At 45.1% G+C, this 14,280-nt stretch carries 16 protein-coding genes; 11 read left to right on the top strand and 5 right to left on the bottom strand.

Translation table 11 applies throughout. The annotated features are described in order from the left end of the window. Window position 1: 1 nt before the first annotated feature. On the bottom strand, window positions 2-556 hold the full coding sequence (locus ON006_RS08200; protein WP_244818961.1) for an NUDIX domain-containing protein: 555 nt from the start codon (window positions 554-556) through the stop codon (window positions 2-4). 38 nt (window positions 557-594) lie between these two features. Between ON006_RS08200 and ON006_RS08195 the strand changes: the two genes are divergently transcribed. Both ON006_RS08195 and ON006_RS08190 read left to right on the top strand, forming a co-directional pair. Continuing rightward, window positions 595-1,608, top strand: coding sequence for a cation diffusion facilitator family transporter (locus ON006_RS08195; protein ID WP_244818962.1), 1,014 nt, complete (start codon window positions 595-597; stop codon window positions 1,606-1,608). A 24-nt stretch (window positions 1,609-1,632) separates the two neighbouring features. Continuing rightward, entirely contained in the window at window positions 1,633-2,556 is a 924-nt protein-coding gene (locus tag ON006_RS08190) for a sugar phosphate isomerase/epimerase family protein (RefSeq protein WP_244818963.1), read from the top strand. 101 nt (window positions 2,557-2,657) lie between these two features. On the opposite strand, the gene folE is transcribed toward ON006_RS08190, so the two are convergent. After that, window positions 2,658-3,347 (bottom strand): GTP cyclohydrolase I FolE, encoded by a 690-nt coding sequence (gene folE / locus ON006_RS08185; protein WP_244818964.1) that lies wholly within the window; start codon window positions 3,345-3,347, stop codon window positions 2,658-2,660. Then, window positions 3,307-3,723, bottom strand: a complete 417-nt coding sequence (locus ON006_RS08180) for a 6-pyruvoyl trahydropterin synthase family protein (protein WP_244818965.1) — start codon at window positions 3,721-3,723, stop codon at window positions 3,307-3,309. The genes folE and ON006_RS08180 overlap by 41 nt, the downstream gene beginning before the upstream one ends. 393 nt (window positions 3,724-4,116) lie before the next feature. On the opposite strand from ON006_RS08180, the gene ON006_RS08175 reads away from it, so the two are divergent. The 5 genes from ON006_RS08175 (at window position 4,117) to ON006_RS08155 (ending at window position 9,068) form a co-directional block, all read left to right on the top strand. Further along, window positions 4,117-5,337, top strand: coding sequence for a sugar MFS transporter (locus ON006_RS08175; protein WP_244818966.1), 1,221 nt, complete (start codon window positions 4,117-4,119; stop codon window positions 5,335-5,337). 3 nt (window positions 5,338-5,340) lie between these two features. Next, the gene (locus ON006_RS08170) at window positions 5,341-6,423 is read left to right on the top strand and encodes a GHMP family kinase ATP-binding protein (RefSeq protein ID WP_244818967.1); all 1,083 of its coding nucleotides are present in this window, start codon (window positions 5,341-5,343) and stop codon (window positions 6,421-6,423) included. 82 nt (window positions 6,424-6,505) lie between these two features. After that, a complete protein-coding gene (gene ispG, locus ON006_RS08165) occupies window positions 6,506-8,512 on the top strand; it encodes a (E)-4-hydroxy-3-methylbut-2-enyl-diphosphate synthase (RefSeq protein WP_244818968.1) in 2,007 nt (668 codons plus the stop codon). A 20-nt stretch (window positions 8,513-8,532) separates the two neighbouring features. Further along, entirely contained in the window at window positions 8,533-8,712 is a 180-nt protein-coding gene (locus tag ON006_RS08160) for a DUF6728 family protein (RefSeq protein WP_244818969.1), read from the top strand. Then, on the top strand, window positions 8,709-9,068 hold the full coding sequence (locus ON006_RS08155) for an MmcQ/YjbR family DNA-binding protein (protein ID WP_244818970.1): 360 nt from the start codon (window positions 8,709-8,711) through the stop codon (window positions 9,066-9,068). The genes ON006_RS08160 and ON006_RS08155 overlap by 4 nt, the downstream gene beginning before the upstream one ends. A gap of 105 nt (window positions 9,069-9,173) precedes the next feature. Here ON006_RS08155 and gldC read toward each other — a convergent pair whose 3' ends face one another. Continuing rightward, window positions 9,174-9,515 (bottom strand): gliding motility protein GldC, encoded by a 342-nt coding sequence (gene gldC, locus ON006_RS08150; protein ID WP_244818971.1) that lies wholly within the window; start codon window positions 9,513-9,515, stop codon window positions 9,174-9,176. Window positions 9,516-9,573: 58 nt separating this feature from the next. Further along, complete coding sequence (locus tag ON006_RS08145) at window positions 9,574-10,299, bottom strand: DUF4197 domain-containing protein (RefSeq protein ID WP_244818972.1); 726 nt, start codon at window positions 10,297-10,299, stop codon at window positions 9,574-9,576. Between the two features lie 106 nt (window positions 10,300-10,405). Here ON006_RS08145 and ON006_RS08140 point away from each other — a divergent pair, with 106 nt between their 5' ends. The 4 genes from ON006_RS08140 to ON006_RS08125 all read left to right on the top strand — a co-directional run bounded on the left by ON006_RS08140 (window position 10,406) and on the right by ON006_RS08125 (window position 14,280). Beyond that, window positions 10,406-11,677: a competence/damage-inducible protein A gene (locus ON006_RS08140; RefSeq protein WP_244818973.1), complete on the top strand. Its 1,272-nt coding sequence runs from the start codon at window positions 10,406-10,408 to the stop codon at window positions 11,675-11,677. 61 nt (window positions 11,678-11,738) lie between these two features. Continuing rightward, complete coding sequence (locus ON006_RS08135) at window positions 11,739-13,073, top strand: dihydrolipoamide acetyltransferase family protein (protein WP_244818974.1); 1,335 nt, start codon at window positions 11,739-11,741, stop codon at window positions 13,071-13,073. Further along, on the top strand, window positions 13,073-13,606 hold the full coding sequence (locus ON006_RS08130) for a 5' nucleotidase, NT5C type (RefSeq protein ID WP_244818975.1): 534 nt from the start codon (window positions 13,073-13,075) through the stop codon (window positions 13,604-13,606). Before ON006_RS08135 ends, ON006_RS08130 begins: the two co-directional genes overlap by 1 nt. Then, complete coding sequence (locus ON006_RS08125; protein ID WP_244818976.1) at window positions 13,603-14,280, top strand: response regulator; 678 nt, start codon at window positions 13,603-13,605, stop codon at window positions 14,278-14,280. The genes ON006_RS08130 and ON006_RS08125 overlap by 4 nt, the downstream gene beginning before the upstream one ends.

The following is a 14,280-nucleotide window of genomic DNA, read 5'->3' as shown; positions in this document are numbered from 1 at the left end:
ATCAGATACCTTTCTGCCTTGCCGTCATCAAAATGGCGCATACCGACAGAGAATCCGTGATTTCCGACCGCATGACCATGTCCACCGCTTCTTTCAGATGTACCTTTCTAACCTGCAAATCTTCGGTGTCCTCGGGTTCCGCATCCATTTGCGTGAGTTCTTCGGCAATGTAAAGGAATCCCTCTTCATTGGTTGCAGAATTGGAAGTGTGAATGCGCGCCAGTTTGGTCCATTTACCGGCAACCAGACCTGTTTCTTCTTTCAGTTCGCGTTTTGCAGCATCCAATGCATCTGTTCCCAGTAGGCCGCCGCCTTCCGGAATTTCCCAGGAGTATTCGTCGATCGCGTAGCGAAACTGTCCTACCAGATATATATTTCCTTCCTCGTCAATCGGGATCACACCAATGGCCTGATTTTTGAATTTTACCAAACCATAAATACCCTTGTTACCAGACGGGTTAATCACGTCACGGTGACTGAGTTCCAGCCAGGCGTTTTCATAGACGGTTTCGGTAGAAAGTGTTTTCCAATTATTTTCTGTGGTTATAACCCGCATTTTCTTAGTATTTTTGACCTCTGACTGACAAATCCCAAATGCAAATAAACCAAAATAAGCTCAAACAACGTCTTATCCTGCTGTCTTTTATAGCGAGTATTGTGCTGACAAGTTTGAAGTTTTTTGCCTATTACATCACATCTTCCAATGCAATCCTGAGTGATGCCTTGGAGTCAATTATCAATGTAATTGCCAGTGGTTTTGCCTTTTACAGCATTTATCTTTCGTCGCAGCCCAAAGACCGGAACCACCCGTACGGCCACGGAAAAGTTGAATTTTTTTCTGCCGGATTTGAAGGCGCGCTGATCATCATTGCCTCACTTTTTATCAGTATCGAGGCCGTCAAGCGTTTAATGGACCCCACTCCGATCCAGAATCTGGCGCAAGGTTCAGGATTTATCCTATTTACGATCCTGGTCAATACCGCCATTGGTTATAAGCTGCTATCGGAAGGTAAAAGAGTGAACTCACTCGCGCTCGTTGCGGACGGAAGACATTTAATGTCCGACAGTATCAGCAGTGTGATGCTCATACTAAGTGTGGGGCTGATCATGCTGACCGGGTATGCCTGGATCGATAGCGTATCATCGCTGTTTTTTGGCGTTTTTCTCGCATTCAATGGCTTCCAGCTGGTTAGCAAATCCGTGGCAGGCCTAATGGACGCCAGCGATGAGAATCTGCTCGAAAAAGTGGTCCAGACCCTTCGAGACCATAAGAAACCGGAATGGATCGACGTTCATAACCTCAGGGCGCAGCAGTACGGCTCCGACTTGCACATTGACTGCCATTTGACGCTTCCCTATTACTGGGAACTTCAAAAGGTACATGAGACGATCCATAATTTTGAAAACATCCTTAAAGACAGTCATTCGGGCGAAACAGAAATTTTTGTACACGCGGACCCGTGCCTGTACCAATGTTGCTACTTTTGCAGAATTGACAACTGCCCGGTCAGGCAACATGCATTTATACAGGACATCGAATGGACGGCAGCGAGCCTGGTGAAAAATGAAAAGCTGTATAATGAAGCAAGAATTCACATTCAAGAGTAAACATAAATCTAAATTCTAACCAAAATGTACTTTTCCCGACGCGATTTTATTAAGCAAGCAGGAGCTGCTGCACTTGCTGCCACTACTTTCACTGATCTGTTTGCTGAACCTGCTGCTAAAAAACTTTGGTTTGACATTTCTTTGGCAGAATGGTCTTTGCACAAAGCTCTTTTCGCGAAAAAATTGACCAACCTTGACTTTCCTGAACTGGCGAAAAAAGAATTCGGAATCTCTATTGTTGAATACGTAAACCAGTTTTTCAAAGACAAGGCTGAGGACAAAGCCTATCTGAACGATTTAATCAAAAGACAAAAAGATAACGGTGTTTCTGCCCATCTGATCATGATCGACGGAGAAGGTGGTTTGGGAGAACTGGATGCAGCTGTACGTAACAAAGCTGTTGAAAATCACTACAAATGGGTTGAAGCTGCAAAATATCTGGGCTGCAAAACCATTCGTGTGAATGCTTTCGGAAAAGGCTCTAACGAAGATATCGCCAAAGCAGCAGTGGAAGGACTTGGTAAATTGGGTGAATTCGCAAAAAAAACCGGTATCAATGTAATCGTTGAAAACCATGGTGGTTCTTCGTCGAACGGTCAATGGCTTTCAGGCGTGATGAAGCAGGTCAATCTTAAAAATGTAGGAACACTTCCTGACTTTGGGAATTTCTGTATCACCAGAAAAGATGGCGGCTGCGCAGAATCTTACGACAGATATCAGGGAACGCAGGAATTGATGCCATTCGCAAAAGGTGTAAGTGCTAAAACTTACGATTTTGACGAAAAAGGAAACTGTATTGAAACTGACTACAATAAAATCCTGAAAATCGTAAAAGACAGCGGCTTCAAAGGAATCGCGGGTATCGAATATGAAGGAAGCAAGCTTTCAGAATATGACGGTATCAAGGCTACCAAGGCGTTGTTGGAACGTGTAGGGCCGACTGTTTAGAACTAGCGGCTCGCAATGTCATAACGTCTGACTAAATCCGACATTTATTGTCATGTTTAGTCAGACGTTGTCATTTGTTGTCATTTATTAAAGTCAAATTGTTACATTCCCAAATAACTCAGAAACTCCTTCTTCGTTACTTCTTCCAGGAATTTACCGCCATAGTAAGCGGTAACTGTGGAGCTGCCGGAATCGCGGATCCCGCGGGATTGCACACACATGTGCTGGGCATCAATTACTACTGCGATGTCCTCCGTCTGCAATGCTTGCTTTAACTCATTAGCGATCTGAACGGTAAGTCTTTCCTGAACCTGCGGTCTTTTCGCAAAATACTCAACGATCCTGTTCAGCTTGGAAAGTCCGATCACTTTTCCACTTGATATATACGCAACGTGCGCTTTTCCGTAGATAGGCACAAAATGATGTTCGCAGTTTGAAAAGACAGAAATGTCTTTTTCGACCAGCATCTGGTCATATTTATATTTATTGTCAAAAAGGGTAACGGCTGGTTTGTTTTTGGGATCCAGACCACTGAACACCTCTTGGATGTACATTTTGGCAACACGTTTGGGAGTACCTTTCAGGCTGTCGTCAGTCATATCAAGACCCATGATCTCCATAATGTGACGAAAATGCTTTTCAATCAGCTCCATTTTGAGCTCGTCCTCCATAGCGAAGGCATCCTTGCGCAAAGGAGTTTCAATAGATGAAAATAAGTGATCATCACCAATCTCTTCAATATCAACAGTATCAGTCAACCGGATATTCGACAAAGTTCCGTTCTGTTTCATATAATCTCACTTTCAGGGCGAGGCCTGAATCAATTTTTGGTCTTAATATTGAATAAATAACGATCGCAATATTTTCAGCTGAGGGATTCAGGTCTCTAAATTCCAATACGTCCAAGTTAAGGTTTTTGTGATCAAACCGGTCGAGAACGAACTCCTTTAATATGGAACTAAGGATTTTCATATCCATTACGTAGCCTGTTTCGGCATTGAGCTCACCCGTTACCTGCACGATCAATTCATAATTGTGTCCGTGAAAATTAGGATTGTTGCACTTACCGAATACCTCTTCGTTTTTTTCATCAGTCCATTTTGGATTATGAAGACGATGAGCCGCATTGAAATGTTCCTTCCGGAACACCGCCACCTTTTGCGCCATACTTTAAACCACTTAAATTTAAAATTGCCTTAAATGTCGTTACAAAGTTTGTGTCCAACACATTTAAAGCCGTCGAGCCTGCATGAAATGCCCGCTTGGAGTCACTTGCTTTGGGGTAACGCTTTAAACTATGAATTTGTTCAATTCATTTGGAAATCATTGGAAGAAGCTATAATAATGGCTTTAAATTTTAATTAATAAAAAAATTTAAAAATCTGGTTATTGCATGTAAATTGCGAACTTGGACTGCCGGGAACCAACTGTCATTTTCATGTTTTGGGAGGTTTTGTCGATCACATCTTTGGCCTGAATGACGAATATTGAGTATTATACCTGAAAATCAAATAATAAATCATACTTAACACCAATAAAACCCAACTAACGATCACTTAAATGAGCAAAAAGAACAGTTACCTAGGCCCTCTATTGATTATCGGCGTATTATTCTTTGTGATGGGGTTCATCACTTGGGTAAACGGAACGCTGATCACCTTTTTCAAAAAAGCTTTCTCTCTTGACAACACGAGCTCCTATCTGGTGACGTTCGCTTTTTTCATTTCCTACACCATTATGGCGATCCCCTGTTCTTATGTTGTAAAAAAGACAGGTTTCAAAAATGGCATGTCGCTGGCCTTGCTGGTTATGGCTGCGGGAACATTGATCTTCATCCCAGCCGCTGAAATGGCTTCCTATCCCGTGTTCCTGGTAGGTTTGTTTACGATCGGGATCGGTTTAACAGTTTTGCAAACTGCATCAAACCCATATGCAACATTGCTCGGGCCGCGTGAGAGCGCAGCGCAGCGGATCAGTGTGATGGGAATTGCCAACAAAGGAGCTGGAATTATTAGCCAGATTGTGATTGGAAAATTGCTTTTGGCGGGCGCAAGTTCAACTGATCCCAAAGAAGAGCTTGACAAAGTGGTCGTTCCTTATTTGATTTTGACGGGGGTTCTGGTCGTGCTAGCGATCGTGATCAGGCTGTCAAAAGGCTTGGTAGAAGTCAGTGAAGAAGAGGAGGAAACATCGGCGACAGGTCAGCTTACTGCCCAAAAAACTTCTGTTTTTCAATATCCAAACCTTGTATTGGGCGTCCTTGCATTGTTTTGCTATGTGGGTGTTGAAGTTATTGCAGCGGATACAATCATCAATTACGGTGTTTCTCTGGGGATTCCTGAGAACGAAGCGCGGGTTTTTGGAGCTTACACATTGGGCGGCATGATGTTCGGTTATGTGCTTGGGATTGTGTTGATTCCTAAATTTGTCTCCCAGCAGGCCTATATGATTTTCTCTGCGGTGCTGGGGCTCGTAGTAACAGTCGTAGCAATCATGACGACTGGTTTCACCTCAGTCATGTGCATTGCGGTTTTAGGTTTTGCCAATGCGGTTATCTGGCCGGCATTGTGGCCTTTGGCACTAAGTGGTTTGGGTAAATTCACCAAAATCGCCTCTGCCCTGCTGGTAATGGGTATTTCAGGTGGTGCCATTTTGCCTCTGGTTTACGGAGGAATCGCTGACTCCATCGGCAGCACTCAAAAAGCTTACTGGGTAATGGTACCATTGTATTTTTTCATACTTTATTTCGGCCTGGTTGGTCATAAAAAGAAAAGCTGGTAGTTCATGAGGATTTCGACTCCCGGCCGCATTTGTTTATTTGGTGAACATCAGGATTACCTTGGGTTACCGGTTATAGCGGCGGCCATCTCGCGAAGAATTAGTATTGAAGGCGAATATCGCGACGATGATAAAATAATCCTGCATTTACCTGATTTAGGTTTAAAAGAGGAGTTTTCTTTCAAGGACACGTTCCCCTATGTGGTTCAGAGAGATTATTTCCGCAGTACAGTCAATGTTTTAAAAAGAAAAGGCCTTTCGTTTTCAAAAGGTTTTGAATGTGTGATACATGGAAATATCCCGATCAATTCGGGTACTTCCAGCTCATCCGCACTGATCGTTTCCTGGGCTCATTTTTTAGATAAAATGAGTGATAATCCATCTAATTTCACGCAGAAAGAACTGGGTGAAATTGCCAATGCAGCCGAGGTCCTCGAATTCGGGGAACCCGGCGGCATGATGGACCACTACTCCACCGCGATCGGAAATGTGATCTACCTGGAATCCACGCCGATCATTCATGTTGAAGCGCTGACCCCGACACTGGGTACATTCGTCCTGGGTGATTCTCTGGAACCCAAGGACACATTGGGCATCCTCGCCAGGTGTCGCTACGGAATGGAAGACGTGATCAGAAAGGTTACTGATTATGATCCTGAATTTTCGATTTTTACAACACCATTTGAAAAAACAGTTGACTATAAAACGCTTCTTTCCGATGACGAACTAAGTCTGCTGCGTGCCAATGTCGAAGACCGGGACATTCTCCTGGAAGGTAAAGCGTTGTTAACACAAAGTATCCATACCCCTGTCAATGAGCAGTTTGATGCGCATTTCGGTGAGCTGCTTTACAAACATTATAAAAACCTTCGTGACCATAAAAGAACTTCAACTCCCAAAATAGAGCGCATGATGAATGCGGCACTCGGTGCGGGAGCATTAGGAGGCAAGATAAATGGCTCAGGAGGAGGAGGATGTATGTTTGTATACGCCCCTACCCGGGCGGAAGAAGTAGCACAGGCCATTGAACGTGAAGGAGGCAAAAGCTACATCATTACGGTGGACTCGGGAAGCAGAATCGAGGGCTAGGTTATTAATTGCACGATTGTAATTCCGATTGTGTTTTAGTTTTAAGACCTTTGCGTACATTATGGATCTCAATGATCATTCCATGTCAGTAGTAACAGCTTCCGAAAGAAAAACAAATCTCTACTGTCCTTCCCTGACAGCATATACAAGGCGTAAAACGATCACCATTAACATCGGCGACCTACCGATGGGCTCCGATTACCCGATCCGTGTTCAGTCGATGACCACCGTCGACACGATGGATACACAAGGCTCCATTGACGAAGTGATCAGGATGGTGGAGTCGGGTTGTGAATATGTAAGGATCACAGCGCCGAGTGTCAAGGAAGCGCAGAATCTTGAAAATATCCGTAAAGGTCTGCACAAGCTGGGCATATATGTACCGCTTATCGCTGACATTCACTTTACGCCCAATGCCGCTGAGCTTGCCGCAAGGATTGTTGAAAAGGTAAGGATCAATCCCGGTAACTACGCGGACCGCAAGCGCTTTGAGATCATTGATTATACCGACGCATCCTATGCTGCCGAACTCGAAAGGATCAGGGAGAAGTTCATTCCGCTGGTTAAAATATGTAAGGAATACGGCACAGCGATGCGGATCGGCACCAACCACGGCTCGCTTTCCGACCGAATATTAAGCCGGTATGGCGACACGCCGCTCGGTATGGTTGAATCTGCCCTGGAATTTTTACGGATCTGCGAAGAGTTGAATTACTTCAACATTGCGTTGTCGATGAAATCCAGCAATACGCAAGTTATGGTGGAAGCATATCGTTTGCTGGTGCAAAGGCTTGACGAGGAAGGTTTAAAACCTTATCCACTACATTTGGGCGTAACCGAAGCCGGTGAAGCCGAAGATGGCCGCATTAAATCAGCCGTTGGCATTGGTACGTTGCTGGAAGACGGTCTTGGCGACACGGTCCGCGTGTCATTGACCGAAGCACCTGAAAAAGAAGCTCCTGTCGCACGGGCGCTCATTGAACGTTACGCACTGCGTACACCGCACGACTTCATTGAACCTGTTGAAGTTTGCCCGATCAACCCATTCCAATATACAAGACGCGATACGCAGGAGGTTTATAACATCGGACATTTGAATGTACCGAGGGTCATTGCCGACTATTCCAATGTACATGTTCAGGAATTGGAAGATCTGAAAAGCATTGGACATTTCTTTCTGCCTGTACCCGACAAATGGGCCATGAATGATCAGGGTGCGGATTTTATATACACCGGCCAGCAGCCTGTACCGTTTATGTTGCCCAATGGATTGAAAGAAATATTGGATTATAATCAATGGTCGGTGCACCCTGAAAAGCAGAATAAATTTCCAATGCTCAGTCCCGAAGAATGGAATGAAGCTGGTCACGCGGTTCAGCGCCCGGTTAGTTTTATCAAAGGCAACATTCATTTATTTGGTAAGGAGTTTTTAGAAAAAATACGTGATAATCATCAGGTAGTACTGGTTTTGTCTACTGACAATGCGCATGCGATGCCGGAGCTGAGGCGATTTTTTTATACGCTTACTGAGCTGAAAATAAAAGTCCCGGTAATCATTCAAAGGACTTATCAGGCCGATATGGGCGACCGGCTCACCCTTTACTCGGCAACGGATATCGGAGGCTTACTGGTCGACGGTTTCGGGGACGGGACATTGCTATCACCCGAATTTCCAAAAGAAATTACGCATGCAGAAAAGTTAAAAGCTGCATCTGCTTTCAATAGCATTGCTTTCGGCATCTTACAGGCAGCCCGGACGAGAATGTCGAAAACCGAATATATTTCCTGCCCTTCCTGCGGCCGGACTCTTTTTGACTTACAAGAAACAACTGCCATGATCCGCAAGCATACCGAGCATTTGAAAGGTGTGAAAATCGGGATTATGGGCTGTATCGTAAACGGGCCGGGCGAAATGGCTGACGCCGATTATGGTTACGTGGGTATGGGCAAGGATAAAATTGCTTTATACCGTGGACAGGAAGTGATCAAACGATCGGTAACTGCCGCGAAAGCAGTGGACGAGCTGATCGAGCTGATCCGGGAAGACGGCCGGTGGATAGAACCGGAAGAGCGTGAGGTACTGGTTTAACTGCTAGCTAAAAAAAACATATGAAAAAATACTTTCAGCTGGGTGATGTATTTTACTACTTCATCCGGGTTTTCAGAAAACGGGACGCTAATTCGCCCGACTCGTTCAATCTGCGCATGATGCACGGGATCAACAGGATCTCTATCGTCATGTTTTTGATTTGTGTCATCATTATGATCGTCAGAGCTTTAACAAGATGAATCTAGAAACACTGCGGGATTACTGCCTGAAACTACCGGGTGTAACCGAGGAACTTCCGTTCGGCCCCGATACGCTGGTATTCAAAGTAATGGGTAAAGTTTTTCTTTTAACGCCCATGGAATCGGCGGGACATCAGTTCAATGCCAAATGTGATCCCGAAAAAGCGGAAGAACTCAGGGCAACCTATCCCGACGTGAGACCCGGATATCATATGAATAAAAAGCACTGGAATACGGTCCTCGTGACAGGAAGCATCCCAAGCGAGACATTATTTGGTTGGGTAAAAGACTCCTACGATCTGGTTGTGGCAAGTTTGCCGAAGAAAAATCAGGAGGAATTGAAGAATATTGGGTAAGCTTATTGTTGTCCTGAGCGGAGTCGAAGGGCATTGTGCACGATGCCCTTCGACTCCGCTCAGGACGACAAGTCGTTTGTTTGTCAATCTGAGCGCAGCCGAAGACTACTTCGCGGCTTTCATTTCTTCATCCAATTTCTTGCTCAGCGTTTCGCACACGCCTTCGATAGCGTCAGCCATCACGCGGTCGTTGGTTGCGGTAAGCAAAGTATCAGCGATACCGCTCATGAGCTCAATGTAGAAACGTTTCATTTCAAACACCTCCATGTCCTTGGTCCAAAGGTCAATCTTCAATGTACCTCTGTGGTAATGGTCCCAAACTGCGATCGCAATAGCCCTGGTATCGTTTATGCCCTCATTTGGATTATCGGTTGCATTCCAGAAAATTTTCTCCGGTATATTTTTATCGTCGAGTTCAACGGTGAAATGTATTTCTGATTTTTTCATAGAAGGTGTTAATTTTTAGCAAAAGTAAGCATTTGGTCTTTACCAAAGTGATTGAAAGTTACTTTCCGGCCTGGCTGAAAACCTTTTTCAAAAGATCGCTTACCCGTGCAACGGGGTCCTCGCGTATTTTTTTCTCCTCCTGCGCAATCAAAACATACAAACCGTCAATGGTTTTTTGGGTGGCGTATTCTTTCAGGTTCGGGTTCACTTTTTTAACCAGCGGAATCTGATTGTAGGTATTGACAATGTCCGTGTAATATTCCGTAGCCTTGTTCAGTTTCAATGTGCTGTCCACCACCGGGAAAAATGTTTTGAACAGGTCCTCGTTGGTTGTTTTTTTGAGATACTGAGTGGCAGCATCGTCCTGGCCTCTCAAAATTCCGAGTGCGTCGGGCACGGTCATGGAAGTGATAGCTTTGACGAATATGGGCTTCGATTTTTTCGCTGCATCTTCGGCAGCCCGGTTCAGCGACAATGTGAATTTATCCACTTCCGCGCCAAGTCCCATCTTGCGTAATGTTTCAGCTACCTTCTGTGCCTCAGGCGGAACGGCGATTTTGATCAGCTCATTTTTGAAAAAACCGTCGACCTTCGAAGCCTCTGCGGAACCGTTACTAATCCCTACATTCAATGCTTCCTTCAGGCCCGAAACGATTTCGCCTTCATCTAATCCGCTACCCGAACCTCCTACCTTTTCCAGGACCTTTCCTAAATTGAACTGAGCCTGTGAAGCACTGCTATATAAGAGCCAAAATAACGTTATTGCTAAGATTTTGTGTTTCATTACAATTGGGTTTGTTAATTTTTCACTAAGGTTCAAACGTACTCAATAACGATTAATTTTACTTATTTTTGGGAAAATAACGGTCTCATTCAACCTATTTTACATTATGGTTCCCACTACCCGGGCTGAAATAATAACCATCGGTGATGAAATTCTTTTTGGACAAATTACTGACACCAACACACAATGGATTGGCACTCAACTTACTGATATAGGGATCCGCCCCGTTCGGAAAACGTCTGTGGGGGATAACCGCCAGGACATTCTTGACGCGTTCGCGGAAGCCAGCACGCGGGTTAATGTAATCATTGTAACCGGAGGCCTGGGACCAACGAGGGATGATATTACCAAACATACTTTTTGCGAATATTTTGGAACAGAATTAGAAATCAATCAGGAAGCCCTTGCATTGGTTACCGAATTTTTTGCCAAAAGAGGCCGTGCGATGAGCGAGCTGAACATTCAACAGGCTGCCCTTCCAAAAAACTGTACCTACATTCCTAATTTGTGGGGAACAGCACCGGGCATGTGGTTTGAAAAAGATGAAGTCATTTACGTATCGCTCCCCGGCGTACCGTACGAAATGAAGAGCTTGATGGAATTTGAGATCCTGCCGAGGCTTAAAGCACGCTTTGCCACGCAGATCATTCAACATAAATCAATCCGCACCATTGGTATAGGAGAATCTTTTCTTGCAGAAAAAATAGCACCATGGGAAGATGCGCTGCCAGATCACATTAAGCTTGCTTATCTTCCTCATTTCGGGCAGGTAAGGCTTCGGCTCACCGGTACCGGGACTGATCAGGAATTACTGGAAAGGCAATTGAACGAACAAGTATCCCAGTTACTGCCTCTGATTGAAGAACATGTTTTCGGTTACAACACGGATGAACTTGAAACGGTAATCGGAACGTTGCTTATTAATAGTAATGCTACTGTGGGCACGGCGGAAAGCTGTACCGGAGGCTTTGTGGCCAACCAGATCACCAGCGTACCAGGCTCGTCCGCGTATTTTGAAGGATCAGTGGTGAGTTACAGCAACAGTGTCAAAATGAATGTGCTTGGTGTGTCCCGCGAAACGCTGGAAGAATTCGGCGCTGTAAGCGAACAGACGGCCCGTGAAATGGCGGAAGGTGCGCGCCGGGTACTCAATACCACATTCGCAGTTTCTACCACAGGCATTGCTGGCCCCGACGGCGGTACTGCCGAAAAGCCGGTAGGTACAGTGTGGATTGCCTGCGCTACGCCCGATGAAACTTACACGCAGCTTCTGACATTGAGAAACAATAGAAAAATCAACATAGAACTAACTTCTTCCTATGCTCTCAATCTGTTGAGAAAAACGATACTTAAAGCCAACATGGCGTTGAAGAGCTGAAAGAAAAGACTTTAATACGGGCTGCGAAATAACAATGTCGCGGCCGATGAAAAATATCAGTATGAAAATAGTAAAAATGGTAATGCCTCCAATGGGCGAAAGTATTCTGGAATGTACTGTGCTCCACCTTCTTGCAAAAGCAGGGGATGCTGTAGGGATTGACGATTCAATATTGGAAGTGGCTACCGACAAAGTGGATACGGAAGTACCTTGCCCCTACTCAGGTATTCTGACCGAATGGCTCGTAAAGGAAAATGACGTAGTGGCCATTGGCAGCGCGGTCGCTCACATTCAGGTGGAAGACGCTGAGGTTACCATTACGCCGCCTGTACTGCAACCGGTACTGGAAGTAGCCGCTGATCTTGCCGCAACCCAAGTTTCGGCAACGTCGGTCGCCGAAGCGTCGGTCGCCGAAACGGCTTCGTATCTTGAAAAGGATTTTCAGGAAGCTCTCAGCAGAAAGAGCGAGGCTGCACAGGAATATGCCCGCAATAATGGAGAAAGCAACACATTCTATTCCCCGCTTGTACTGAGCATTGCCCGTGAAGAGCATATCAGTGCGAACGAACTGGCTACAATACCAGGGACCGGGGCTGAAAACCGGGTTACCAAAAACGATATCATTTCTTTCCTGAATAACCGTCAGAAAAAACCCGTGGCTCCCATTGCGACTTCCCTGAACGGCAGTAATGAGATCATTGAAATGGACCGTATGCGTAAGATGATCTCACAGCGCATGATTGAGTCCAGAAAAATTTCTGCACACGTGACCTCTTTCATTGAGGCCGATATGACACCGGTTGTCAAGTGGAGAGAGCAGGTGAAAAACGAATTCCGAAAGAAAACGAGCGATAGCATCACATTTACACCGATTTTGATAGAGGCGGTTGTAAAGGCGATCAAAGATTACCCGATGATCAATATCTCGGTGGATGGTGATAAGATCATTAAAAAGAAAGACATTAACATTGGTATGGCGGTGGCTTTGCCGGATGGCAACCTGATCGTTCCGGTGATTCACCACGCCGACCAATATGATCTTGCAGGACTAGCCAAAAAAGTAAATGACCTTGCAAGACGCGCCAGAGAGAATAAACTGAAAGCGGACGATCTGGCGGGTGGTACCTATACCGTTTCCAACATTGGTGCATTCGCCAACCTGATGGGGACGCCGATCATAGTACAGCCTCAGGTCGCCATTATGGCATTTGGCGCTATCAAGAAAAAACCTGCGGTGATCGAAACACCACAAGGTGACCTGATCGGTATCCGCAGCATGATGTTTATCTCCCATTCCTACGATCACCGGGTCGTGGATGGTTCATTGGGAGGGCTTTTCCTTAAACGGGTTAATGATTACCTGGAAAATTTCGACGTCCACAGAACCATTATCTGATGCTGAGACTAACTTTGGATATGGATGATGTTCTGGCCAATACACACGAAAGGCTCGTTGAGATCATTCTGAATGATTTTGCAACAACATTAAATGAAGATGATCTGAATTCCAAGGCGTTACGGGAGCTATTGCATCCGAAACAGTTATCCAAACTACATAAAATCATTGACACGCCAGGTTTCTTTGCAGATATCAAAGTGAAAGAAGGTGCGGAAGAAACCGTTTACAAGTTGTCGCGATTTTACGACCTTTTTGTAGCTACCGCCTGCATGGAATTCCCCAATTCGTTCAAGGATAAATTTGACTGGCTGCATAAATATTTTCCGTTCATTCCATGGACAAATATTGTTTTTTGCGGCTATAAAAGCATCATTCAGTCCGACTATCTGATCGATGACCACGTACGTAATCTAGTCGCATTCAAAGGTGAGGGCATTTTGTTCACCGCTCCTCATAACCTGAAAGACACTTCCTATAAACGCGTTTCCAACTGGAAAGAAGTGTCCGAATTATTCCTGCACGCCGTATGAAATTATTATTGATCGAGGATGAACCGAAAACGCTGCAATCCATTAAGCAAGGACTGGAAGAAAACGGGTATGAGGTGGACATTGCTTACGACGGGCTCATTGGACGACAACTTGCGCGAAACAATACCTACCAGCTGATCATCAGCGACATTATTATACCGGGTATCAATGGAATTGAACTTTGTCGTGAAATACGCACCTGGGGCGACGAAACGCCCATTTTAATGCTTACGGCATTGGGTACTACGGACGACAAGGTTACCGGGCTTGACGCGGGAGCTGACGATTATCTGGTGAAACCATTTGAATTCAAGGAGCTGCTGGCCCGTGTACGCGCGCTGACCAAAAGAGGATCGACCGTGTCGCATACCGCTCAGGTTTTGCGCTTTGCTGATCTTGAAGTATCGCTGGACGCCAAAACAGTACATCGCTCGGGAAACAAAATCAATCTCACAGCCAGGGAATTCAACTTGCTCGTGTACCTCATCCGTAACCAGGGCCGGGTTATATCCAAAGTTGAGATCGCCGAGCAGGTTTGGGATATTGGTTTTGATACCGGTACCAATGTGATTGAGGTGTATGTCAATTATCTTCGTAAAAAAATCGATAAGGATTATCCTGTGAAATTGATCCATACCCAATTCGGAATGGGCTATGTGCTTAAAATTGAATAA

The sequence above is a fragment of the Dyadobacter pollutisoli genome (genome assembly GCF_026625565.1).
GTDB classification, from domain to species: domain Bacteria; phylum Bacteroidota; class Bacteroidia; order Cytophagales; family Spirosomataceae; genus Dyadobacter; species Dyadobacter pollutisoli.
Note: the sequence above shows the minus strand (reverse complement) of the source record. Positions and strands in the feature narration are given on the sequence as shown.